The organism is Ekhidna sp. (assembly GCF_040220215.1).
Lineage (GTDB): Bacteria > Bacteroidota > Bacteroidia > Cytophagales > Cyclobacteriaceae > Ekhidna.
This window is the reverse complement of record NZ_JAVJTR010000020.1, coordinates 214,999-239,773: the sequence shown is the minus strand read 5'-3', so window position 1 is coordinate 239,773 and position 24,775 is coordinate 214,999. Positions and strand designations below refer to the sequence as shown.

24 protein-coding genes are annotated in these 24,775 nt (G+C 40.2%); 11 read left to right on the top strand and 13 right to left on the bottom strand.

Going from position 1 to position 24,775, the window contains the following annotated elements; all coding sequences use genetic code 11:
• Positions 1 to 21: 21 nt before the first annotated feature.
• Both RIC88_RS14825 and RIC88_RS14820 read right to left on the bottom strand, forming a co-directional pair.
• Positions 22 to 1,245: an ATP-grasp domain-containing protein gene (locus RIC88_RS14825; RefSeq protein ID WP_350218340.1), complete on the bottom strand. Its 1,224-nt coding sequence runs from the start codon at positions 1,243 to 1,245 to the stop codon at positions 22 to 24.
• 275 nt (positions 1,246 to 1,520) lie between these two features.
• On the bottom strand, positions 1,521 to 2,102 hold the full coding sequence (locus RIC88_RS14820) for a c-type cytochrome (protein ID WP_350218339.1): 582 nt from the start codon (positions 2,100 to 2,102) through the stop codon (positions 1,521 to 1,523).
• Positions 2,103 to 2,308: 206 nt separating this feature from the next.
• On the opposite strand from RIC88_RS14820, the gene hutH reads away from it, so the two are divergent.
• The 3 genes from hutH to hutU are packed head-to-tail and all read left to right on the top strand — an operon-like array spanning position 2,309 to position 6,354.
• A complete protein-coding gene (gene hutH, locus RIC88_RS14815) occupies positions 2,309 to 3,889 on the top strand; it encodes a histidine ammonia-lyase (RefSeq protein WP_350218338.1) in 1,581 nt (526 codons plus the stop codon).
• 45 nt (positions 3,890 to 3,934) lie between these two features.
• Complete coding sequence (locus tag RIC88_RS14810; protein ID WP_350218337.1) at positions 3,935 to 4,315, top strand: GxxExxY protein; 381 nt, start codon at positions 3,935 to 3,937, stop codon at positions 4,313 to 4,315.
• 38 nt (positions 4,316 to 4,353) lie between these two features.
• Positions 4,354 to 6,354 carry a urocanate hydratase gene (gene hutU / locus RIC88_RS14805; RefSeq protein ID WP_350218336.1) on the top strand — a complete coding sequence of 667 codons (2,001 nt, stop codon included), beginning with the start codon at positions 4,354 to 4,356 and terminating at the stop codon, positions 6,352 to 6,354.
• Here the strand turns inward: hutU and RIC88_RS14800 are convergent.
• The 6 genes from RIC88_RS14800 to RIC88_RS14775 are packed head-to-tail and all read right to left on the bottom strand — an operon-like array spanning position 6,351 to position 12,191.
• Positions 6,351 to 6,929, bottom strand: coding sequence for an EF-hand domain-containing protein (locus RIC88_RS14800; protein WP_350218335.1), 579 nt, complete (start codon positions 6,927 to 6,929; stop codon positions 6,351 to 6,353). The genes hutU and RIC88_RS14800 overlap by 4 nt on opposite strands.
• A gap of 47 nt (positions 6,930 to 6,976) precedes the next feature.
• A complete protein-coding gene (locus RIC88_RS14795; RefSeq protein WP_350218334.1) occupies positions 6,977 to 8,047 on the bottom strand; it encodes an alanine racemase in 1,071 nt (356 codons plus the stop codon).
• 2 nt (positions 8,048 to 8,049) lie between these two features.
• Positions 8,050 to 9,216, bottom strand: coding sequence for an alanine racemase (gene alr, locus RIC88_RS14790; protein ID WP_350218333.1), 1,167 nt, complete (start codon positions 9,214 to 9,216; stop codon positions 8,050 to 8,052).
• Positions 9,194 to 10,330 carry an amidohydrolase gene (locus RIC88_RS14785; RefSeq protein WP_350218332.1) on the bottom strand — a complete coding sequence of 379 codons (1,137 nt, stop codon included), beginning with the start codon at positions 10,328 to 10,330 and terminating at the stop codon, positions 9,194 to 9,196. Before RIC88_RS14785 ends, alr begins: the two co-directional genes overlap by 23 nt.
• Complete coding sequence (locus RIC88_RS14780) at positions 10,312 to 10,761, bottom strand: GNAT family N-acetyltransferase (protein WP_350218331.1); 450 nt, start codon at positions 10,759 to 10,761, stop codon at positions 10,312 to 10,314. The genes RIC88_RS14785 and RIC88_RS14780 overlap by 19 nt, the downstream gene beginning before the upstream one ends.
• Positions 10,758 to 12,191, bottom strand: coding sequence for a sodium:solute symporter family protein (locus RIC88_RS14775; RefSeq protein WP_350218330.1), 1,434 nt, complete (start codon positions 12,189 to 12,191; stop codon positions 10,758 to 10,760). The genes RIC88_RS14780 and RIC88_RS14775 overlap by 4 nt, the downstream gene beginning before the upstream one ends.
• A 184-nt stretch (positions 12,192 to 12,375) precedes the next feature.
• Here RIC88_RS14775 and RIC88_RS14770 point away from each other — a divergent pair, with 184 nt between their 5' ends.
• Positions 12,376 to 13,263: a hypothetical protein gene (locus tag RIC88_RS14770; RefSeq protein WP_350218329.1), complete on the top strand. Its 888-nt coding sequence runs from the start codon at positions 12,376 to 12,378 to the stop codon at positions 13,261 to 13,263.
• 54 nt (positions 13,264 to 13,317) lie between these two features.
• On the opposite strand, the gene RIC88_RS14765 is transcribed toward RIC88_RS14770, so the two are convergent.
• Both RIC88_RS14765 and RIC88_RS14760 read right to left on the bottom strand, forming a co-directional pair.
• Positions 13,318 to 13,881, bottom strand: coding sequence for a carbonic anhydrase (locus RIC88_RS14765; protein ID WP_350218328.1), 564 nt, complete (start codon positions 13,879 to 13,881; stop codon positions 13,318 to 13,320).
• 399 nt (positions 13,882 to 14,280) lie between these two features.
• Entirely contained in the window at positions 14,281 to 14,661 is a 381-nt protein-coding gene (locus RIC88_RS14760; RefSeq protein ID WP_350218327.1) for a rhodanese-like domain-containing protein, read from the bottom strand.
• Between the two features lie 147 nt (positions 14,662 to 14,808).
• Between RIC88_RS14760 and RIC88_RS14755 the strand changes: the two genes are divergently transcribed.
• Positions 14,809 to 15,339 carry a hypothetical protein gene (locus tag RIC88_RS14755; RefSeq protein ID WP_350218326.1) on the top strand — a complete coding sequence of 177 codons (531 nt, stop codon included), beginning with the start codon at positions 14,809 to 14,811 and terminating at the stop codon, positions 15,337 to 15,339.
• On the opposite strand, the gene msrA is transcribed toward RIC88_RS14755, so the two are convergent.
• The gene (gene msrA, locus RIC88_RS14750) at positions 15,336 to 15,866 is read right to left on the bottom strand and encodes a peptide-methionine (S)-S-oxide reductase MsrA (protein WP_350218325.1); all 531 of its coding nucleotides are present in this window, start codon (positions 15,864 to 15,866) and stop codon (positions 15,336 to 15,338) included. The two genes, RIC88_RS14755 and msrA, sit on opposite strands and share 4 nt — an antisense overlap.
• 105 nt (positions 15,867 to 15,971) lie before the next feature.
• Between msrA and RIC88_RS14745 the strand changes: the two genes are divergently transcribed.
• Together RIC88_RS14745 and RIC88_RS14740 are read left to right on the top strand one after the other, a co-directional pair.
• The gene (locus RIC88_RS14745) at positions 15,972 to 17,192 is read left to right on the top strand and encodes a cation:proton antiporter domain-containing protein (RefSeq protein WP_350218324.1); all 1,221 of its coding nucleotides are present in this window, start codon (positions 15,972 to 15,974) and stop codon (positions 17,190 to 17,192) included.
• Positions 17,193 to 17,223: 31 nt separating this feature from the next.
• A complete protein-coding gene (locus RIC88_RS14740; RefSeq protein WP_350218323.1) occupies positions 17,224 to 17,682 on the top strand; it encodes an SRPBCC family protein in 459 nt (152 codons plus the stop codon).
• Here RIC88_RS14740 and RIC88_RS14735 read toward each other — a convergent pair whose 3' ends face one another.
• Positions 17,683 to 18,402 carry a tetratricopeptide repeat protein gene (locus RIC88_RS14735; protein ID WP_350218322.1) on the bottom strand — a complete coding sequence of 240 codons (720 nt, stop codon included), beginning with the start codon at positions 18,400 to 18,402 and terminating at the stop codon, positions 17,683 to 17,685.
• 32 nt (positions 18,403 to 18,434) lie between these two features.
• On the bottom strand, positions 18,435 to 19,883 hold the full coding sequence (locus RIC88_RS14730) for a CCA tRNA nucleotidyltransferase (RefSeq protein ID WP_350218321.1): 1,449 nt from the start codon (positions 19,881 to 19,883) through the stop codon (positions 18,435 to 18,437).
• 148 nt (positions 19,884 to 20,031) lie between these two features.
• Between RIC88_RS14730 and ligA the strand changes: the two genes are divergently transcribed.
• The 4 genes from ligA to RIC88_RS14710 all read left to right on the top strand — a co-directional run bounded on the left by ligA (position 20,032) and on the right by RIC88_RS14710 (position 24,725).
• On the top strand, positions 20,032 to 22,113 hold the full coding sequence (ligA, locus tag RIC88_RS14725; protein WP_350218320.1) for an NAD-dependent DNA ligase LigA: 2,082 nt from the start codon (positions 20,032 to 20,034) through the stop codon (positions 22,111 to 22,113).
• On the top strand, positions 22,106 to 22,585 hold the full coding sequence (locus tag RIC88_RS14720) for a DUF6913 domain-containing protein (protein ID WP_350218319.1): 480 nt from the start codon (positions 22,106 to 22,108) through the stop codon (positions 22,583 to 22,585). Before ligA ends, RIC88_RS14720 begins: the two co-directional genes overlap by 8 nt.
• Before the next feature lie 344 nt (positions 22,586 to 22,929).
• The gene (gene dapA, locus RIC88_RS14715; protein WP_350218318.1) at positions 22,930 to 23,802 is read left to right on the top strand and encodes a 4-hydroxy-tetrahydrodipicolinate synthase; all 873 of its coding nucleotides are present in this window, start codon (positions 22,930 to 22,932) and stop codon (positions 23,800 to 23,802) included.
• Between the two features lie 50 nt (positions 23,803 to 23,852).
• The gene (locus RIC88_RS14710) at positions 23,853 to 24,725 is read left to right on the top strand and encodes a helix-turn-helix transcriptional regulator (protein ID WP_350218317.1); all 873 of its coding nucleotides are present in this window, start codon (positions 23,853 to 23,855) and stop codon (positions 24,723 to 24,725) included.
• The last annotated feature ends 50 nt before the right edge of the window (positions 24,726 to 24,775 follow it).

Sequence of the window (24,775 nt, the reverse complement as noted above, 5' to 3'; positions counted from 1 at the left end):
TAACGTTCGTTGAGTTCGCCTTTAGACGTAAAAGTCAACTTTTTGATAGTGTTTAAGTAATTCAGTCATACGATCAGGATCCTCTCCTTTGAAGTTAATGGTTCCAAAATGATTTCCGAAACCTGCACGCTCATCACTGATCTTTTGTGAGCTTAGTGGCGGAACCAACGTATGATCCACAAAGTAAGGTTCATTGTTGAGTTCTTCTGGAATCTCAAGTTTAGAAAATTGCTTTTTGTGTGGGTAAATCATCACATTGCCGTGGTGATTTTTAGGCTTAAATCCTTCCGGAGGAAGAATATCCTTCAACTCTTCATCTGTCAGGCTTGGATCGTGAATTTGAACAAACGCTGCAAGCGCATCAAATTCATATGACTTACCACATAGCTCCAGAATGTGGCCTCCCGGAATTCTGCAAGCAGTTTCTCCAAAGTTCAACTCATCTTTTTCAGTCAGGAACCACTCTGGGTGAACCATTCCATACTCTATTCCGAAAATGTCAACCAGCTTTTGAACATGGTCATGAATAAGCTGTCGCTTGGTCTCTAAATATTTTCCTTCTGGAATAAAGTTGGAATAGCCCAACTTCACATATTCGGTAATATTCAAAAATTTGATTTTTCCACCGTGGATAAATGCCTCACAAGAAAATTCTCTGCCAGACAAATGACTTTCTGCCAGGCATGGAAAATCACCATCCTCACATTCTTCATCTATCTGATCCATGGATTTCAATAACCTATGCCCTACAGTACCTGCAGAAGCAAAAGGCTTGATATGCACCCAGCTATCTTCTTCTCCATCTAATTGAAGATTGGCTTCATTTAGTCGTTTCATGAAAGCTTTAACTCCTTCTTTGTTGTGAACTTCTTCGAATAAACCTACTCGAAGACCTCCTATTAAGGCCTTTCGCTTCATCATGGCCTTATTTCGGAAAAGGAAGGCTCTATTCAATACTCTTGGATCCCCTCTATAAATTGAGTTTAGTGCCCCTGCCCATTCTACGGTTTCTTCATACAATGGCACTGCTACATCTGCATCAAAAGCTTTTAGCTTTTCAGCCAAATCAAGGGAATTGGACGTATCACTCCATTCGTCCAATTGGTATGGAATAAATGGAATGTTGTTTTCTTTAGCATAAGGTTCAAAATCAGGAAAAGAAACCACAACAAAGGGTTTTCCTGTTTTTTGCATACTTTCTATTACGGGAAGACTCCATCCCATTAGTGCGAAACATTTGGCCATGCTATTGTTAATATTTTAAGGTTAAAAACTGAATGAGAAAAAAGGATTACCATTTATCTCATACTTTAGTTAGGTTACTTTATACTATAATACTCCTTATATAAGTGGGTCAGGATGATATAGTTCAAACTATTTACGATCCATAAAAATAATTATAGTTAATATTCAAATAATCACATTGGAGATTAAATGTTGATGTTAATCGAGTTTTAATATTCACTTTCGCAATTGGTGCGCAATGGTCAAAAAAAAAAGCCCTTTTCAGGGCTTTGGAATCAATTCTTATAAGCTAGAGCTTGTTCTGGATTCATAGGTTCCGGAACATAATTGTCGATAGGTTTTATTGACTGCAAATATTTGAATATCGCTATCAAGTCTTCATCCGGGAGATCTTTCAAATTCTCCCAAGGCATTGGTGGCATTAAAGGTCTGGCCGTTTCCATACCCAAATGTCTACCTGTACGCATGGTGGCAATGAACGTTTCAGGAGTCCAGCCTTTAAGACCTGTCCCATGAGGGGTCAAATTTTTAGAAAAAGTCATTCCCCACATTCCGACAGCTGCAGTAAAGTGTTCATTAAAGTACGTCCAGTGACCAGGTTTGAACACAGTTTCATCAATTTTTGGTAGCGGTGAACCATTAGGATGTCCGGATAAAAGCCTAGACTCATCCAGGTGCATTCCTCCTGTTTCGGTAAATACTTTTGGTGTGTGACAATCATGACATGCTCCTAACGAAACCAGCTGTTTTCCTCTGGCAATTACCTGCCCTTCTGTAAATACAACAGGTTTACTTTCCTCTTTCTGTACACAGCCAACCACTATGGCAAGCATTAGTACTAAATAAAAATTTCTCATCGTAATAATCAGGATTTTAGTTGAGTTATAGCAAATCCCAAACTCCACTACCCAAGTTTTATACCAATCTGATTACTTTGAACGATGAAATTTTTTAATCAAATCCAGCAGCGTAGCTAATCCAAGCCTCCTGTTTCAACTCTGATCAGTTTTTATAGGAGCTTATCATAGCGTCTGCTAACTTTGTTGCCACAACAACTTTTACTATGGCGAACGACACATCTAAATTTCATTATGGTGAAGATCACCTGACGGTAGGAATAGCACTTGCTATTGCCAGGCAAGAAGTAAAAGGGGTCTTGTCATCTTCAGCTCGAGAAGCCATTAAAAGAAGTGCGGCGCATGTAAAAACCATTGCCAACGGTGATAAGGCTGTTTATGGTATAAACACCGGCTTTGGTCCGCTTTGCACCACCCAGATTTCAAAAGAAGAAACAAGTACACTTCAAAAAAATCTGTTGATGAGTCATGCTGTCGGGTTAGGTGATCCGATTGCTGATGAAATAGCCAAACTGATGTTGATTCTCAAAGTTCATGCCTTAGCAAAAGGGTACTCAGGCGTTCAGGAATCAACCATCGATCGAATTATCTTCCACATTGATAATGACATTATACCACTGGTACCTGAGCAGGGCTCAGTGGGCGCATCCGGAGATTTAGCTCCATTATCACATTTGTTCCTACCACTCATTGGTCTTGGGAAAGTCAAAGTAAAAGGCACCATCATTCGAACAGAGGAATTGATGCAAAAAGAAAACCTTAGTCCAATCATTCTCGGAGCAAAAGAAGGACTTGGTCTAATAAATGGAACGCAGTTCATTGCAGCGCATGGAGTTAAAATTGTAGAAAAAATACAAAACGTGCTCGTTCATGCTGATATCTCAGGAGCTATGATGATAGAAGGGTTGCTGGCCTCTGTAAAACCTTTTTCACCGGAACTTCACGAAGTAAGGGCATATAAAGGAAGCAGGCATGTAGCAGCATTTATTAGAAATCTCCTTGATGGATCTGAAGTGGTTCACTCCCATGCTAACTGTGCCAGAGTTCAGGACCCTTACTCCCTCCGATGCATGCCTCAGGTACACGGAGCTTCCAGAAATGCCTGGTTGCATGTAAAAGAAATGCTGGAGATTGAGATTAACTCCGTCACAGACAACCCAATCGTTTTTAGCGAAGACCATACCATTAGTGGTGGTAATTTCCATGGTCAACCTATGGCTTTACCAATTGATTACGCCTGTCTTGCTGCCGCTGAGCTTGGCAATATCTCCGATCGAAGAATCTACCTTTCACTGGAAGGTGATACACCGGGCGTTCCAAAACTGCTATTGAAAGAGACTGGTACTAATTCCGGCTTTATGATTCCTCAATACACAACGGCTGCCTTAGTGAGTGAAAACAAAGGGATGTGCTTTCCTGCAAGCGCTGATAGCATTCCTACTTCGCTAGGTCAAGAAGATCATGTGAGTATGGGCTCTATTGGTGGACGCAAAGCACTGAAAGTGGTGGAGAATGTGGAGAAAATTATTGGTGTAGAGATTTTTTGTGCAGCACAGGCGTTGGATTTTCATCGTCCATTGAAATCCAGCAAGATCATGGAGGCTATTCACAACCATGTTCGCTCAAAAATTGATCACATTACCAGGGATGGTATAATGAATGAAACAATGGAAACTGCCATTGAAATGGTGAAGAACAAAGAGCTAATCGCTGTGGCACGAGAAGCAGCGAAAAAGCATTCTTTATCCATTGAAACAGATTTTAGTTCAGATTTTGATCAATTCTAAAATTCAACCACAAAGTACACGAAGAAGGCACCAAGAACACAGAGAATGACCGAAAATCAATTAGCAAATAAAGTAATAGGAATTGCTATTGAAGTACATAAAGCGCTTGGACCTGGACTTTTAGAAAGTGCCTATAAAGAATGCCTTTGCTATAAGCTTATTAGTGAAGGACTCTTTGTAGAAAAAGAAAAACCTATGCCTTTAGAATACGAAAAGGTGAGACTTGATTGTGGATATCGGATCGATCTTCTGGTAGAAAGAAAATTAGTAATTGAACTTAAAAGTGTTGAGGTATTAAATGATGTACATATGGCTCAAACACTAACCTATATGAAGCTTGGTGATTATAAACTTGGTTTACTCATTAATTTTAATGTTTCACTTTTAGAAAACGGTATAAAAAGAATTATCCATGGCTCTTTGTGACCTTAGTGAAGTTCTTTGCGGCCTTTGTGGTTAAAAAAATGACATTTCAAGAACAAATACTTCAAGGAATCCCGGATAGCTTACCAGCTAAGAAACCTTTGAAAGAAGGGGTAAATAGAGCACCTAAAAGAAAGGATATCCTATCAGCAGAAGAGAAGAAACTAGCAGTGAGAAATGCCCTGCGCTACTTCCCTCCTTCATGGCATAAGGAGCTGGCTCAGGAATTTGCTGCTGAGCTTAATGATTTTGGCAGAATCTATATGTACAGATTCATGCCGGAGTATGAGATGCATGCCCGCCCTATCCAGGATTACCCGGCTAGATCCCAACAAGCAGCTGCTATTATGCTGATGATTCAAAACAACCTGGATCCGGCTGTAGCTCAGCATCCTGAAGAACTCATCACCTATGGGGGTAATGGAGCTGTTTTTCAAAACTGGGCGCAATATCTGCTCACCATGCAGTATTTGGCTACAATGACCGATGAGCAAACCTTGCACATGTATTCAGGTCACCCGATGGGCCTCTTCCCATCCCACAAGGATGCTCCACGAGTGGTTGTCACCAATGGTATGATGATCCCCAACTATTCACAACCCGACGATTGGGAAAAGTTTAATGCATTAGGTGTCACACAATACGGTCAAATGACAGCCGGATCATACATGTATATCGGCCCACAAGGAATCGTTCATGGGACCACTATCACTGTCATGAACGCATTCAGAAAGAAATTAGGTGCCGGACAATCACCTGCTGGCAAGATTTTTCTTACAGCTGGACTGGGTGGAATGAGTGGTGCACAACCTAAAGCAGGCAATATTGCCGGATGCATCACGGTATGTGCAGAAGTAAACCCTAATGCTGCGAATAAAAGGCACGAACAAGGCTGGGTAGACGAAATCATCAGTGATTTATCAGAACTGGTATCACGTGTCAAAAAAGCCAAGAAAGGCTTGGAAGTGGTATCTATCGCATTTGTTGGGAACGTGGTGGATGTATGGGAACGCTTTTATGAAGAAAATATCCTCGTAGAACTAGGGTCTGACCAAACTTCCTTACACAACCCATGGTCGGGAGGATACTATCCGGCAGGGCTAGGATTTGAGGAAGCAAATGATATGATCCGACATCAGCCTGAAGCTTTCAAAGAAAAAGTACAGGAATCGCTTAGAAGGCATTCTGCAGCAGTAAACAAACATGCAGAAAAAGGTACCTACTTCTTTGACTATGGTAATGCTTTTCTTCTTGAAGCGTCTCGTGCGGGAGGTAAAGTGATGGCTGAAAATGGAATTGATTTTAGGTATCCATCATACGTTCAGGATATACTGGGACCTATGTGTTTCGATTACGGGTTTGGTCCGTTCAGATGGGTATGTACGTCCGGAAAAGCGGAAGATCTAAGAAAGTCTGACCAGCTGGCTGTTAAAGTAATGCAGGAAATCAAAGCTCAGTCTCCGCCAGAAATCCAGCAGCAGATGCAGGATAATATTCGATGGATTGAAGAAGCCGAAAAGAATCGATTAGTAGTAGGATCGCAAGCAAGGATACTATATGCGGACGCAGAAGGTCGCTCTAAAATTGCCGAAGCATTCAACAATGCTATCAAATCAGGAGATATATCTGCTCCTATTGTACTGGGTCGCGATCATCATGATGTGAGTGGAACTGATTCTCCTTACAGAGAAACCAGTAATATTTACGATGGAAGTAGATATACGGCTGATATGGCCATTCAAAATGTAATAGGTGATAGTTTCCGAGGAGCTACCTGGGTCTCCATTCACAATGGTGGTGGTGTTGGATGGGGAGAAGTAATCAATGGTGGTTTTGGGATGCTGCTGGATGGATCTGATGAAGCAGATAGAAGATTGAAGTCCATGCTCTTCTACGATGTGAATAATGGCATTGCCAGAAGAAGTTGGGCGAGAAACGATGAGGCTTTATTTGCAATAAAACGCGAAATGGAGCGAACGCCGGAATTAAAAGTGACGCTTCCCAATATGGTGGACGATCAGATCATCGACAGGTTGAATTAGTCAATGACGTGCGGTTCTGACTCCCAGTTTCCGAAAATCCAGTTTCCGTGTAACGTGGTATCGCTTGCCGCAAAGAATTCTTCTACAGCACTCATAAGGTCATACCTCGAGAGCTTGTGGTTTTGGGTCTTGTCCAGCAAGCTGAATGCTTTATCACAATAGGCGCGATCTATCCCAAATATGTCGTAAAAGTCTTCATATTCTTTTTTCGAAATGAATCCATCTCGATTCTGATCGAAGAAATCAAACATGAAGTTGAAAATCAGTTCTTTATAATCATCCAGAGTATCTTCGTCTCCTGACAGAATCACTTTCTTAAGAAAGAAATCTACCCACTCTTCTTCTGTTACCTGATTAAATGCAAATGGTTTAATATCCTTGACTAGTGAGTTAAAAAGTTTTACTGCCTTATCCGTAATACGCTTATGCTCTTTGCTTCCAGGCTCATAATTAAGCGTTACACGGACTTTCTCTACCATTTCGGTAAAGTCATCCATTTGAAGACAGCCATTACTGTTGAGGTCTAAGATTCTGAAAAAGTACCCAAGCTTTTTACGCTGAAAATCTGCCGACATGATTGATTAGGTTTGACGCGCAAAAGTAGGAAAGTTCAAACGAATATTCAGACAACCCGTTTTTCGATGTAATCTGAATTGAAAATACTCAAAGCACCCATGTATTTCAACCGGAAAGAAACCAGGTCTCCTACTTTATACTTTTCACTTGATTCACCTAAATCAACAATTAGCATATCCGAACTTGCTCCAGTAATTTCAATGGAATCATCGTCAGGAATTAGGAAGTCTTCCGAAACATCAAGCAACCCAATGTCCAGAATAGCCCTGTAGGAAGTCTTGCCATAATCATCTTCATTTATTTCAAACATTTCCCCGGAAGGATTAGCCTCCATATAACCTGTGGGTACTTTAGGTTTTTCTGTGATCTCAATAATTTCCGAATGCAGCCTGAAAACATCACCCTCCATGCCTGGGACCACTTCCTGTGTAAATAAATCCAATCCAAAAAACAACGTTTCACCTATACGAAAATGATTAATTCCCTCCGGTATTTGCTTTCTAAAGATCAGTGGAATGACAACTGACGTGCCTCCCGTCACCCATGGTATCTTTCTATTGAACTTAGCTTCTATAAGCTGCTCATATAGAGAGAGTTGTATTAACTTATCTTCTGAAGGCATTACCCCATATAAACAATTCAGATTAGCTCCGATTCCAGTTACCTCTATGTTGGGAAGATTGAAAACAGATTCATAGAAGCCCATCAACTGATCACCCATCACTCCTTCTCTGAGATCTCCCAGCTCAATCATGATGATCACCTTGTGTTTTTTATCTTGTTTTACTGCTTCATCGGAAATCCACTTAATGGTTTTATATTCGGTATTAAAGCTTGCATCAGCATACTTTACCAATCTTTCAATACTTCTCTTTGCAGGTGGCTTGATGTACACGGTCTGCACTGAAGGATCCAGTTTCTTTATAGTCTCCAGATTGCTAATTCTGGAATCACAGATTTCCTTTGTTCCAAGATCGATAACCTCTTTGAGGTATTTTTCATTACCGCATAATAGCTTTGAAACCACAGCCCAGGCTATGTCATTTTCCTTAAAAATGTCATCAAGGAATTTATAATTCTTCTTCAGCTTGTCTTTGTATAATTCTACGTATGCCATGCCTAGTTTATTATTCGCGGTATTTTGGTTGGTAAACGGGTGAGTAATTCATAATTAAGCTGATCACTCAATTCTCCGAAAGAAGCAACACTTATGTCTACATCCCCACTCTTTCCTATTAAAGTTACTTCATCTCCCTTTTTCACATCATCTATTTCCGAAACATCTATGACCATGTTGTTCATATTCACCATCCCAATAACAGATGTTCGGAAACCTTTGATGAGCGCTCGTCCGGTATTACTCAATGATCGGCTGAACCCATGTGAGTACCCTATCGGCACAATAGCAATCTTCATGTCTCTCTGAGCAAGAAATGTGGTCCCATACCCTACAAATTCACCCATTTCCACCTTTTTAACACTCATTACGCTACTCTTCCAGGTTATCAATCGCCTTAAAGGTTCAGTTTTATCCTCCTTACCCTTCAGGTATTCAATAAATATTTCTCTGCTTGGCCAAAACCCATATTGAAGAATTCCGATTCGCACCATGTCTTCGTGCATATCCGGAAGACGAATAGCAGCCGCTGAACAGCAAGTGTGCCTGATTTTGGCTTTTATGCCATTTTCTGCTAATTGATTAGCCATTTCATTGAATTTCTTCTTTTGATCCTCTACCCGTAAGTAGTTGGCAATGCTTTCAGCTCCAGCATAGTGTGTGCACAAACCTTCGATTTCAAGTTCATTAGTATTTTCATGGATAAGAGGAATTAGCCTCGTTACCTCTTCTTCATCAAACCCGGTTCGATTCATTCCGGTTTCAAGCTCAATATGAATTTTGGCTTTTTTATTAGCGGCTTTTGCTGCTTTTGCTGCAGCTCTGACCCGGTCAAACTCAAAAACAAAAAAGGAAATTCCTTCTTTAATAGCCCATGAAATATCCTCATTTGCGATGTACCCCATGATCATAATTTCTGTGTCAGGATTGGTACGTGCTTTCAGTACTTCTTCAGCTTCATCTGAGCTATTCACAGAAAAGTGATCAATCCCCATAGACTCTGCCATAGGTATGAAATCTGTAATTCCATGCCCATAGGCATTACCCTTAACAACTGAAGATATACGTGTTCCATCTTTAATGACAGATCTTAGAAAACGTATGTTATTTTCATAGGCTTGCCGGCTTAATTCAATATATGAAGCACTAGTCATTGATTGCTTTTTCAACTATATGTGTGAACATTTTGATTCCAGTCACTGTGATTTCATCCGGAAAATCATAATCAGGATTGTGAAGGGCAGGACAATCTTCTCCGGAACCAATTCCGAACATCGCTCCGGGAAATTTTTGAGTGAACAACCCAAAATCTTCCCCCCACTTAAATGGTCGTTCACGTTCCTCCTTACTAAAACCTAACTCCTCGATCACTTTATCAATGAGTTGAACAGCCTTAGGATCATTTCTGTTCGATGCAAACTCTTCAGTCCAACTGATTTCACTTTTTAAATCGTGTTTTACCAATATTTCGTCCACTCTCTTCAGCACCGTTTCTGTCAGCGGGTTCATGGTCTCCCGGTTCCATGTCCGGAGAGTATAATGCACTTCTCCATGACCTGCTGATACTCCGTAAGACAACTCTCCCATGTGAATATAAATTGGGGTTATCAGTGCAAAATCATCGCGATTGAAATCAGGCTGGCTAACATCCTTAAACATTTGAATCAGCTCAGAGATAGCTAAAGCAGGGTTCAAGCCTGATTCCGGCTCAGCAGCATGGGAAGTTTTACCATCCAGTTTAATGATGATACTTTTTGCTGCTGCGGTGAAGTTTCCCTCCTTGATTACAATCTGATGAAGTGGGTATCCTGGAAGGTTATGTAAGGCATAAACCAAATCTGGTTCATAGTTAAACTGACCATCAGCTAAAATAGCTTTTGCCCCTTCTCCATTTTCTTCCGCAGGCTGAAATACAAGTATCACCTTTCCTTTAGCTAATGGATTTTTCTGGAAATATTGAGCTACTCCACACATTATAGCTGTATGCCCATCATGACCGCACTTATGGGAAACTCCCTCATTTCTAGACTTGTAGTCAAAATCATTTATCTCTTGAATAGCCAGCGCATCATGGTCGGACCGCAACATGATCGTCTTACCTTCATTTCCTGAATCGAAAACCACGAATACACCTGTGCCCCCGATCTTCTTCCCCTCAACACCTTTGCTGGCTAAGAATTCGATGATTCGACGTTGCGTTTCTGATTCCTTCTGGGAAACCTCAGGATAGGTATGTAGTTCTTTTCTAAATGCGATTAGGTCTTTTATTGTGGTCTCTTCCATCGCATCTCAAGATATTTATTAGTGAAACCTAATTTTTCATAAAGCTTTTTGGCAGGATTTTCCGGTTCAACATGAAGCGCGATATCGCCTTCCGTTTCCTTAAAAGCGCGCTCGATAAGCTGACCACCAATGCCTTTGCCTCTGTACTCAGAATGTGTAGCGATGTAAACCAGGATGTTTTCCGGTATGTAACCCGCCATTCCGGTCTTATTGATTATTGTTGCTCCTACGATGGTGTCGCCATCCCAGGCTGAAATAATTAGCCCTCCGGGATGCTTACCAGCATTTAGAGCGTATTCAATGCAATTTCTAATGTCTTCTTTAGGATCACCAAATTCATCCAGAAACCGGTGCAAAAAGCTTACAATTTCTTCTTTCTCGTAGAGCCCTACTGTCTGAGCAGGGAAGTATTTCTTTAAGGTTATATTCATTTTGATTTATTGTTAATGATTAATCCTAAACTGATAAACACAAACGCGGCAGTAATTATTCCATAAAGGTTAGGATCAAGCCCGAACCACTTTATTTCCAGCAATGTCAAAGAGGTGGTCATAAGTCCTCCTGAAATCATCGCGACAAAAGCACCGAGCTTGTTTGATTTCTTCCAATAAAAAGCACCAACGATAGGAACAAACAGGCCGGAAACCATAAACGCATATGAAAATAGCATAGCTTCCAGCACATTTTCAAGCGATAAAGCAATTATCAACGAAATAACTCCGAGCACCAATGTGGCTAGCTGTGACGCTCTCAATGATTTCTTGTCCATATCTGCCTCCCCTCCGTCCTTGAACCTGAGGATGTCTGTCAAAAAAGAACCTGAAGAGGCCATGAGACAGCTATCAGCAGTAGACATCACTGCGGAAAAATAAGCCGCCAAAACCAGTCCCATCAAGCCATGAGGGAGTACTGTTCTAAGCAGTACTGGTAAACCAAGCTCCGGATCCATATCCGCAGTTGCTACAAAACCTACGGCTTCAAAGAGGCCTTGCTCATATGCTACTCTACCAAATAGCCCAAGAATAACCCCCAGGAACGCCATCAACGGCCATTCAAATAGACCCGCAATGAACCATGCTTTCTTCGCTTGCTTTTCACCTCGACTAGCAAAAATTCGCTGGTACAGTGTCATACCGACAAACCAGATTGGGATAATCGTGACTGACCAGTTAACCAAATCCTTCCAGGTAAGGTTGGTTAGTGTTAAGTAATCTTTATTCAGGATGGAATTTACTGCTTCCCATCCTCCAATAGCTTCAAATGCGAAAGGAATACCTGCGAAGAGAAGTCCGGACATCAGAATGATCCACTGGAACGTATCTGTGTAAATCACTGCTTTTAAGCCACCTAGAATGGTATATCCTATAGCCACAATACCCATTACAAGTACGGCATGTGTAAATGAAAAGTCTACGAAAGTGCCGGAAGCCAGTTTTGCTCCTGCAATTATTTGAGAACTTGTAAAGCCCAAATAACCGATAGTGGTAATGACACCTGCCAGAATAGCTACCCGTTTTCCATAGAAGAATTCAAAAATCTGGGGCAATGTGGTGAGCTTTTTAATTCCTGGAAGCTGGTAAACCTTCGGTATTAGTAGCGCAGCTGCCATCCAGGCACCAATCAGCCCTGTAAAAAGCAACCATGATCCTGAAAGTCCCATTGTAAATCCAAGGCCTCCCAAACCGATGGAAAAGCCACCTCCTACATCTGTAGCGACAACAGAAAGACCAATATGCCAGCTGGAAACGTTCCTGCCAGCTACATAATAATCATCACTGGTTTTGTTTTTTCGGTAGAAATAAAGTCCGACGAGGAAAACCAAAACAACGTAAATAGCAAAAATTGCTATATCAAGAATCACAGACCACTCCTTTCTTCTAGGAGATGTGGAAATAGGTATTTTGCGGTCTTTTGGTCTTTTAAAAAGAAGATAACTTCTTGTTCCTTTGGTTTAAGTGAGATGCAAAGGTAAAACATCCGCCTCCTTCATAAAAGTTTTACGGATATTATCGCCTGTTAAATAAATTGTGCTGAGATTTATGCATATGAAATTCAGACATGCATTCATCGTCCTTGGTCTCATTACATTAGTTAATTCATGCGCTCCGCTAAGTAAAAGTCAGGTTAAGGCATCTCATAATTACTTTGAAGCAGTTGCAAACTACCCGCGGTACTACCGGGAGCTAAATACAACTGTTGCTGATCTTAATTTGGAAGCGCAGAATTTGGAAAGTTCCTTGCATACTTCCGATTCACTCCGAGTAGCAACCATTATTCAATCCATCAACGAGTATCAGCGGTCAATGAAAATTCCTGATAGTATTTTAGTACATGTCAGGTACTTAGAGAAATATGTTCAAGATTACTACTCACTTATTCCAGATGGATTTAATATTTATCGCGCACTAAAAGGGACTACTGAAACAATTGGAGGAATTTTTGGTCTTGGGGGTGTAGTAAGTGGTATTTTACCAAACAGTGTGAACGGGCTTAACCCGACTAAAAAGAGGAAAATTCAAACGCATGTTTTGTCATCTGAAGAATCTCTAGTCGAATCACTCAGTAAACTAAGAAACTATATCAATGTTTTCTATTTGCCACTGCTTGAAAAAATTGATGACAAATCCATTGTAGACTTTGAAGATTTACTATCGAGCATCAACGATAAAACGCCTCCTCTAGAATATTATACAAAACACAATCGCATGCTTACATTGTTTTACCAACGTTTGTATGCAACCATGAGTTTAGTAAGACAACTATCCCGTGCAATTGACACTTACATGAAAGTAGAAAAACAATTAACCGACAGTTTTCAGGAAAGGGGAAGATTGGAAATGGAAAGCACACATATTAATGCATTACTTAGTGAAATGCAGCGAATCAACTTTTTGGTGGTTGACTTGAACGACAGAAGGGATTCATTCAAATAAAAAGTCCGCACAAATATTAATGCGGACTTCATGATTCGTTTAATGATTTCTAATTCATAAAAAATCTACCTTTCCGCTACCCAAATTGTAAAAAGCGGAAACTATTTTAAGTTTTCCGTTATCAACCGCTCCACTAATAATTGCAGATCGATCATACAAATCTTTTGCTGACAATTCCGCATTTTTCTTCACCACAACATTCACATCTGAACTACCAGCCTGAGCCTTAGCAGGTTCTATTTGAGCAAGTAAATGGTTTAAATTATAGCCGTTATCGCCACCGGATAGTGCTGCTCCTACTGCCCCGCAGCTTTCATGACCCATAACAACTATAATCTCAGTACCCAGGTGGGCAACAGCGTATTCAATACTGGCAATTGTATCTGTATTAGCGATATTTCCTGCAACCCGCAAGACAAACAGCTCACCAAGGCCTGTATCAAATGTTAGTTCAGGTACTACACGGCTGTCCGCACAGCTTAGCACAATAGCCCATGGGGCTTGCCCACTTGTTAATTCTGATCTTCTTTGATCATTTTGCAATTCACCATTCAATTTATTAGAGACAAATCGCTCATTGCCTTCTTTAAGTCGTTGTAATACTTGATCTTGATTCATGTTCACAAATTATTTAATAACCGTTAATGTAAAATAATATAACTATTTCAATAATATTCGTTCTATTTGTATCGGGATTCATCACTAATTATTAATCTTCTCATAATAAAAAAAGTTGAATCCTAACCGCTTCGGCCCAACGAAGCGGTTTTTTTTTATCTTATTTTCCGTTCCCATTGATAACCTATCCTTTCTGATTGTATTTTTTTTACAATTTCCGCATCGCTAAATAATTCATTCTTGATTCCTTTAGATGTAAAATGCCAGTTACCACAATCATCACATTCATATACATTTATAGGTCCTTCTCCCGTTTTATAACTATTTCGGATATGATGCTGGATGAGTGCCTCTTCAGCCAGAGATTTATTATCAAAAGATCGTTTTCCCGTTGTGCAATTATTGTTCAATTTCTAATCCTTTCTTTTTCCAGTCTGAGAACCCTCCTGAATAATCATATATTTTTTTAAACCCTGCCTCTTTCATCATTTTAGCGGCTTTTCCACTTCTACCTCCACTCGCGCAATGAATAATAACCGGTTCATTTAACTTTTGTTCCTTGATCTTATCCAAGAATCCACTTTGCATAAAATCCAAATGTATAACTCCCGGAATATGCCCATTCTCATATTCATTAGGGGTTCTGATATCTATGACTGTCACCCCCCTTCCTTTTAAAGAAATGAGCTTTTCAGCATTTATGATTTCAATTGGTTCCTGACTCACCGTCGAGCACCCAAGCAAAACAAATAAAAAATAAATGGTTCGTTTGATCGTCATATAAGTAATTATTGTATTGAACTATAACTCAAAAATCAGGTTTTATACGTAGAAAACGTTAAGCGACTAATACATATCTTAGCGCTGATTCAAATTACAATTTTTTGGATCGAATTTTGATTTAACCAGCTACTTAAGCATAAAATTATGAAAACCATTTTTTTAAGCTTCCTATTTCTTCTTTCAATATCCCTTTTTGGACAAGAGGAGCGTTTGGATGAAAAGATTGACGAGATAACCTATGATTGGGATCTTGAAGCTGACAAACTATCTACCTATGCAGGTCTACAGGAGCTTTGCTCTGATGAAGCATATCGTGTACAAATACTCAAATTATTGGATCAAATACACCATTATGATACTGTTTTGTACGGAATTTTGGTGAAGCTATCCCGAACAAGTGATGACCGGGAGATAAAAAAAACGCTCAAGGATATAAAGAAATTCGAAGAAGAATATGACACCCAAAGCTTTGTTCATTTTATGAATGAAGAGTGTAAGGCGATGCGTGACATTGAGCGACATGCGGAGGAAACTGCAAATGATGTTGGAATAAACTCCTACTCCGGGCAGGTTTATATATTAGAGACTGAATTGTATAAATATGTGAAGCATGTAACAGCCCGAGTGGATAAAATTAGGCTACATGTGCATCACCTGAGCAAGCATTACAACTAACTCAGTTTTTCAGCAAACACTTTTTTAAACTTTTCTACTTTTGGGGCAACTACAAAAGCACAGTAAGGCTGGCTTGAGTTGTCGTTGTAGTAATTATCATGATCTGTTTCTGCCGGATAGAAATTATCATTTAATGCAGAAATCTCCGTCACAATTGGATCTGACCATATTTCAGCCTGTGTGAGCTTGAACTTATAAGCTTCTGCCAGTTCTTTTTGACTTTCATTGTGATAAAAAATAGCAGATCGATATTGTGTGCCTACATCATTTCCCTGCCTGTTTAATGTGGTGGGATCATGTGTTTTCCAAAATACTTCCAAAAGCTCTTCATAGGAAATGACATTAGGGTCATATTCAACCTGGATGACCTCAGCATGACCGGTTTTGCCAGAACATACTTCTTTATATGTTGGGTTTTTAGTGGTTCCACCAGCATAGCCTGATTTCACATTAGACACCCCTTTCAGGCGCTGAAACATAGCTTCAGTGCACCAGAAACACCCAGATCCAAAAGTAGCTTTTTCCATATTTCACATTAATAAGTTGGCAAATCTAACTTCTTGTTCAATCATTTAGTTCCTATGTCCATGCACTAATTTCGAATTGTTAATTTAGTCGTCTAATCAATTGAAATGGAATATTATATCATCATCGCAGCTTCTCTGATCATCATCCTTTCTTATCTCTTTAACCACATTTCAGAAAAATCCAATATTCCATCTGTTCTGTTGCTTATTTTTCTTGGAATAGCAAGTAGGGAGATCATTGGGTTGGCCGGAATCGAAAAGGAACAAATACTTGAAATATTCGCCCGGATTAGGATACTGGAAGTGCTGGGAACGTTAGGATTAATCTTGATCGTACTTGAAGCAGCACTGGAACTCAAAATAGCCAAAGATAAGCTAAAGCTCATTTCTAAGTCATTCATTATTGCCATCTCCGGACTATTAATCTGCATGTTTGCAATTGCAGGGATTCTAATTGCCTCCTTTAACGATATGAATTGGATCACAGCCCTGATCTATGCAACCCCACTATCAATTTTAAGCAGTGCTATTGTCATCCCTTCGGTAACAAACCTTCATGAAAAGGCTGAGGAGTTTCACATTTACGAAAGCACGTTCTCCGATATTCTTGGGATTATGATCTTCTATTTTTTGATCGAATTGGGTAATTCCTCCAGTAGTGTAATGGTCATGGGAGACTTCACTTTTGGCCTTGTGGTCACCATCGTTACCTCCGTGATTCTTTCTTACGTGTTGATTTATGCATTCCAAAACCTAGAAACAAAAGTGAAACTGTTCCTGATGATCAGTGTCCTGTTCTTGCTCTTCAGTATTGGTAAATTGATGCACCTTTCTTCGCTGCTTATCATTTTGGTGTTCGGACTTATTCTTAATAACTATAAACTCTTTTTTATTGGAAAGCTTAAGAAATACCTACGTCCCCTGGCCATTGAAAACATTCGGGAATCATTCTTAATGATTACAATAGAATCGGCATTTGTAGTCAGAACCTTCTTTTTTGTGATTTTTGGCTTCTCAATAGCATTAACAGCACTTCTGGATGTGAAAGTTGCTATTGTAAGTGCTGCCATTCTTATCGTAATCTATGTTACCAGAATTGTTTCATTTCTCCCTCATAAACATGAGAATATCAAGCAGGCGATCACCATTGCTCCAAGAGGACTAATAACGCTTTTACTCTTTTATTCTATCCCTGAAGAATTCATTTTTGATGGATTTAAAAAGGGTATCCTGCTCTTCGTCATTATTGTAACCAGTCTGGTCATGACATCCGGATTAATGAAGAAGGACAAAAAAAAGGAAGCAGAAATTTCCGAAGTTGAATAACTTAGCTCTTTTAGCTCATAATCTATCCCAAATGAAGAAGCTTAACGCACTCGCTCAAAAAGGACAAATAAATGAGAATGCCGGAATCAGAGATTCTCACTCTGCCATCATCAATGCCGATATCGAAAAGGTTTGGGATATTCTTGTTGATATGGAAAACTGGCCTAAGTGGAACCCTGAAGTAAAAAAAGTAACCTTATTTGGTGAGTTGGCGGAAGGTGCCAAGTTTCAATGGGTTCAGGGAAGAACACACGGTAACTCAGAAATACAGCATGTGAAAAAGCCAACATCCCTTGCGTGGACGAGCAAGGCTAAGCTTGTGAAAAGAATTTATGTCTGGACTTTAGAGTCTGATGAAAATCAAACGATTGCCACAATCAGTGCCTCTTTTCAAGGCACCTTTGTTGTGCTGGTAGAAAACCACCAAAAAGTGTACAATGAACTCTTAAACTGGCTGGAATTGTTGAAGCAGGAAGCTGAAGAGAAGTAATTACTCCCCTTCAGTTTTTGGTTTTGTCATTTCACGAAGTTGCTGCTGAACTATTTGGAAACCGGGATGCATTTCCAGCACCTCAAGGTATTTTACTTTGGCGCCTTCTATATCTCCCTGATCTTCTAAAATCATAGCTTTCACCCGGTGTGCAGCCACTTTTAGCTTCACATCCTGTCCATTGCCATCCTCTGTCGGAAACCGAATGGTCCTTTCATCTGATTGAGGATCTCCTATAATAATATCAAGAGAAGTGTTAGACTCAGCGTATCTATCCAATTCTAATTGAAGGAACGAGACCTTATATAGTGTATTGATATCTCCATTCGCGAGGTATAATTTTTCGTAATAATTCAATGAACGACTTTTTGCCCCCAGCTTGTCTAAGCTTGTAGCTGCAATTTCCATCGCAAACTGATCCTGAGCATTGATTTGAAGTGCTTGCTGTGCGACTAAAACTGCCGAGGCATTCTGATTATACTGATAGTATAAATAAGCTAATGAATCATACAACGCAACATTCCCCGGGTTTTCTGCAAGGAGGCTGTACAGCGCGGTTCGCGCAACCACCGGATCATTAAACATCTTCGCAGTATTGAAGATAAAGGATTGTTTTCTTAGCTCCCACGGTATGGAATCACCAGGTGCCTTCTCCAGGCTTTGACCATTTAAAGTGAATCCGATTAAGAAAAGAGAGAAAACAATAAGTACTTTTTTCATAATGTCATATTCTAATAAGCGTGCAAACATAGTTATTTGTCTTTGGAGGCGGAAATGTATTTATCCTTAGCTATAAGCCCACGTTTTTTACCAATTTTTAACATTAATGCAAAGGCCTCCTTTTCATCATTCTTAATACGTCCATCCAGAATGGCATCTTTGATTTCATTCTTGATGTCTCCAATAACTCTGGAAGGTTTTATATCAAACACCTTCATAATTTTCTCCCCTGATACAGGCGGATGAAAATTCATCACATGATCTCTTTCCTCAACTTCCTTGATCCGTTTTTCAACCTTTTTAAAATTAGATTGATACTTCTTCACCTTTTCCGGATTCTTCGAGGTGACGTCCGCTTTGCAAAGCGTCATTAAATCTCCCACATCCTCTCCTGCTTCAAAAACCATACGCCTCACTGCAGAGTCTGTCACACGATCGTTTACAAGGGCAATAGGTCTTAAGTGCAGTTTCACCAGCTTTTGGACATACTTCATCCGATCATCGAGCGGAAGTTTAAGTTTCTTGAAAATTTTGGGTACCCACTTAGCTCCCAAATCCTCATGACCATGAAAGGTCCATCCCACCTTCTCATTGAATCGTTGAGTAGCCGGCTTGGCTATATCATGCAAAATAGCAGCCCATCGTAACCATAAGTCATCTGTCATCTCACAGATGTTATCCAGTACCTGAAGGGTATGATAAAAATTATCCTTATGCCCCATTCCATTGATTTTCTCAACGCCATGGAGGTCTGTCATTTCAGAGAAAATCAACTTTAACAACCCACAATGGAAAAGCAACTGAAAACCGTAAGATGGTTTGTCGGTTAATATGATTTTGTTGAGCTCGTCGGTAATACGTTCCTGTGAAATGATCGAGATACGATCAACATGATCTATGATACCCTGAAATGTATCAGGCTCTATATCAAAATGAAGCTGGGTTGCAAAACGAATAGCTCGCAACATGCGAAGGGGATCATCAGAAAATGTAATCCCTGGTTCAAGGGGAGTTCTTATCAGCATATTGCGCAGATCTTCTTTCCCATCAAATGGATCCAGCAATTCACCAAAAGTCTTTTCATTGAGGCTAAGCGCCATCGCATTGATGGTGAAGTCTCGCCTGTTTTGATCATCCTCGAGTGTTCCATCCTCAACAATCGGATTTCTGGAGTCTTTTCGATAAGACTCTTTCCTGGCACCTACAAATTCGTATTCAAACCCGTCGTGATGGACAGCCGCCGTTCCAAAATTTTTGAAAGTGGAAAGCTTCGCATCCTTTCCGAGTAATTCAGTTACCTTTTTAGCCAGTTCAATCCCACTACCAACACAAACAAAGTCAATATCCTTGGATGAACGCCGGAGCATCAAATCCCGTACATAACCACCAACCACATACACCTCTACTCCTGTTGCTTTTGCCGCCTGAGAAACAGTGGAAAATATGGGCAATGATTTTAAATGCTCTTCGTACTGATGCATGAAGCAAAGATAGTTTTCAATCAATCATTAAGGATTGGCAAGGGAGTCAAAAACGACTTCCTAAAAAAGAGCTCGAAATTAGAAAGGAAGGCATTGACATCATAAAAAATCATAAATAATCTAATCGAATGAAATAGATTTGTTTTCAATGAACTCAGAGGAAGTAAAAAAGAAAATTGAAGCTCTTACCGAGGAATTAAATCACCACAATTACCTCTATTATCAGAAATCAAAACCGGAAATAACTGATTATGAGTTTGATCAGAAACTGAAAGAGCTGGAACTACTGGAGCATAAATATCCGGAGCTTAAGCTTTCTCACTCACCAACCAGTCGTGTAGGTGGTGATATCACAAAGGAATTTGAAACAGTAGTTCACAAATACCCAATGCTTTCATTGGGTAACACATATTCAAAAGAAGAGCTTATCGATTTTGATGGGCGTGTAAAACGTGGGCTGGGTACAGATGATTATGAATATATCTGCGAGCTTAAATTCGATGGTGTTGCAATCAGCCTCAAATACGAAGACGGAATCCTTACTCGTGGGATTACACGCGGAGATGGAACAAAAGGGGATGACATTACGACTAATGTAAAGACTATTAGATCTATCCCGTTGAAAATTCGAGGGAATAATTATCCAAGCTCTTTTGAGGTTCGCGGAGAAGTATTCATGCCAAAACAACAATTCATCGAGTTGAACGAAGGTGTGAAAAAAGAAAATAAGCAGCGGGAAGTGGAAGGAAAAAGTCCTTTAACCCTTTACGCCAATGCACGAAACACAACTTCCGGAACATTGAAAATGCAGGATTCCAAAATTGTGGCTGATCGTAAGCTGGACTGCTACCTCTACTCCTACCTGGATGACTCAGATTCGTATGACACGCATGAGGCATCCCTGAAATTTCTAGAGGAAGTAGGATTCAATGTCTCTCGAACCTATAAGAAATGTGCAACCATAGATGAGGTCTTTGATTTTATCAATCACTGGGATCAGGAACGTCACAAGCTAGAAGTCGAAACAGATGGGATTGTCATAAAGGTCAATAGCATTGCGCAACAATCAGAACTTGGATTCACCGCTAAAAATCCCCGGTGGGCGATTTCTTACAAGTTCAAAGCAGAATCAGCCATTACCACCTTAAATGATATTGTGTATCAGGTTGGGCGAACAGGAGCAATCACTCCGGTAGCTGAGTTAGAGCCTGTTCTTCTGGCCGGCACCACAGTTAAGCGTGCTTCACTCCATAATGCCAATGAAATCGAACGATTGGACGTGCGAATTGGGGATAGCGTGAACGTGGAAAAAGGTGGTGAAATCATCCCGAAAATAACAAGCATAAACCTTGAAAGCAGGCCTTCAGATGCAAAGCAAATCTCCTACATCACTGTATGCCCTGAGTGTAGCACCCCATTGATCCGGAAGGAAGGTGAAGCACAACATTATTGCCCTAACAGAGATGGCTGCCCTCCACAAGTCCAGGGACGCATTGAACATTTCATCAGTAGAAATGCGATGAACATAGAATCTTTAGGGCCGAGAACTATTGCGGGGTTTCTAAAACGTAAACTTATCAATGATCTCAGTGATCTCTATACACTAACTTTTGATGACATCAACAATCTGCAGTTTGAGGAGGTAGATGAGTTAACCGGTGAAACAACCAAGCGGTCTATAAAGGAAAAATCAGCAAAAAATATTATTGCTTCCATTCAAAAATCGAAGGAAATTCCTTTCGAGCGTGTGCTTTTTGGATTAGGCATTCGTTATGTTGGGAAAACGGTTGCGGAAAAATTGGCTCAACATTTTGAATCGATTGATCGTCTAATGGATGCGTCTTTTGATGAAATTGTGAGTGTACATGAAATTGGAGAACGAATCGCTGAAAGTGTGGTTGAATATTTCAGAGATGAAGAAAGTCGGACTATGATTCACCGATTGCAAGAAGCCGGATTGTCTTTCCAAATAGAACGACAAGAAGGAGCAGGTGATCATTTTAAAGGACTTACATTTGTTGTGTCTGGAGTCTTTGATTCATTTGGGAGAGATGAGCTCAAAAACCTGATTAAGCAAAATGGAGGTAAGGTGGCGAGTAGCATATCTTCCAAAACCAATTACCTGGTGGCCGGTGAAAATATGGGGCCTGCCAAGAAAGAGAAAGCTGATTCGTTGGGAATAACCATCCTGAACGAGTCATCATTTAGAGAACTTTTACAACATGATTAAAAACCTCTTCCTTAAGCACAAAGGCAAACCGACCATTGCCGATAAGGAACATTGTACGTATGCGGAAGCATCTAATATTGGAATCCTTTACAACTCCAATGAATTCAATGCAGATACCATCGATAAGCTAGAAGAATTGCTGAAAAATGATGGGAAAGATGTGACGAAAATTGGGTTTGCGGACAAGCCCTCTGAAAATGTGCTGATCTTCAATAAAAAAGATATCTCCGGTACAGGAAGTATAAAAAAAGACAACCTTAATTTCTTTATCAATCAATCATTTGATTTTTTGATCTCACTGGATACCTCAGAGAATCTCAATTACAGGTATGTACTCGCAATAAGCAAGGCAATTTGTAAAATAGGATTTGAAACTGAGCAGTATAATGATTTGTTGCAGCTCTCACTAAAGATGGATGAAAGCAAGCCCAAATCGGTGGCCAATATTGTGAGATATCTGAAGATGATTTGACCTATCGTTATCCATTACGCTATTACAAAGACGAAGCGAAGCAATCTTAATTTGATGAGTAAGACTTAATCATGAGATCGCTTCGTTGCACTCGCGATGACGATAATAGTTACGAGAGAAGTATAATCAAAGCTATCTTCCTCTAACTAAGTAAGGCTTTGATCAAAAGATCACTTCGTTGCACTCATGATGAGGTCATATATTTTTACGTCATTGCGAGGGAGGTACAACCGAAGCAATCTTATAAACTATAGGAGTCTATCCCAATACTCAAGAAAAGCGAAGCAGGTTTTTGTTGGTTTATTAGATTGAAGTGTATCGAACCAATGGTAAATTTGTTCCCAATGAAAGCAGAACTGAAAGGAACAGGCGTGGCGCTGGCCACCCCAATGAATGCAGACTTTACGGTTGATTTTCAATCACTGGGGAAGCTACTGGATCATATCGTAGCGGGAAATGCAGACTATATCGTGGTGCAGGGAACCACTGGTGAGTCACCGGTATTCTCATGGGATGATAAGCTTGAAATTCTAAGCTTTGTGCTAAAGCACCTGAATGGCAAAAAACCAGTCGTGTTTGGGCTTGGTGGAAATAACACATTTGACCTGATTGAAAAGTCCAGGGATCTCAAAGAATTTGATTTAACTGCTATTCTTTCTGCAAGTCCTTATTACAACAAACCATCTCAGGAAGGCATTATCCGCCACTACCAAATGCTGGCAGATGCTTACCCTCATCCCATTATTCTTTATAATGTGCCCTCACGAACCGCATCGAATGTAGAAGCTGCAACAACGGTTGAACTAGCTAAACATCCCAACATCATCGCGATGAAGGAAGCTTCCGGTGACCTGGATCAATGCAAGGAAATTGCTATGAGCCGACCGGAAGGTTTTATGCTACTTTCCGGGGACGATTCGTTAGCCTATGACATCATTAAAATGGGTGGTGAAGGCGTTATCTCTGTGATTGGAAATATCATGCCGAGTGAATTCACTAATATGGTGAACGCCACCATAGCCGGAGATTATGAAAAAGCTGAACGGCTAAATCAAGAGCTGGAGATTGTGTATGAAATGCTCTCAGAAGAAGGAAATCCTTCTTCCCTCAAAGCTGGACTGGAAGCACTTGATATTTGCAAGCGAACGGTAAAACCCCCACTCTATGATGCATCTGATGTGCTAGTGGAGAAGTGGGTGAATTTTTTTAAAAGCTAGCCAAGAACTGAATTTATCTTTTTGATGTTTTAGTTGATTCTAATAACATCATGCTCATTGTTGATCAATGCCCCCCGCAGGAAACGCTCACCAGGTTGAGAAATAAGCCTGCCTCAGATCCGGAAATTAGCTGGCCTGATGTGCTGGTAAATGCCAACTATAAAACGCTGGAAAAGGAGATTGTCGAGAGTGCATTCACAATTTTCTCCGTAATTAATGAAGGGCATGTGCACGTAGAAACCAACCGAAAATCACTCCGATTTTGTGAAGACACCCTCTTCATAGTCAATCCCTATGAATCGTTTGAATATCGGATCCAAGAGCAGACTTCTCTTCACATGCTTAACGTACATCTTAGCCTGGACACTTATCAAGACATGATTAGCTCCATTATGCTGACAGATGAACTCTTACTGGATGATCCGCAGAAGCAATCTTCATTCACCTTTACCAACCATATTCACTTCAACCGCCCAGCATTCAGGAACAAACTACTGAGCTTCACGCGGAATTCATCTGAAGATTACCAGCTGCAATTGCTGGATATTCTTACTCATATCATCCGGAACGACCATCTGGCAGTCGAGCGTATTGCTTCTCACCGTGCAAATACACGTAAGGAACTCTTCAAACGAGTGGCTTTAGGCAAAGACATCATTTTCAGTCAATACAACGATCCAAATCTCTCCATCAATGAAATAAGTCGCGAGGCGTCCATGTCCAAGTTTCATTTCATTCGAGTGTTTAGAGATGCTTTTGGGTACACTCCACACAAGCTGATCCAGCAAATCAGGATTCGTAAAGCACTGGAATATATACGTGAAGGCTCCATGACTCATACAGACATAGCCTACAAAATAGGCTTGCAGGAAGTAAACTCATTGTATCCACTCATCAGAGAGCATCGTTACCAGTTGAATTAGCAATTTTGAATAGGATCTATCGTCAAAAGTGCCGATAGTTTTGCTTAAAA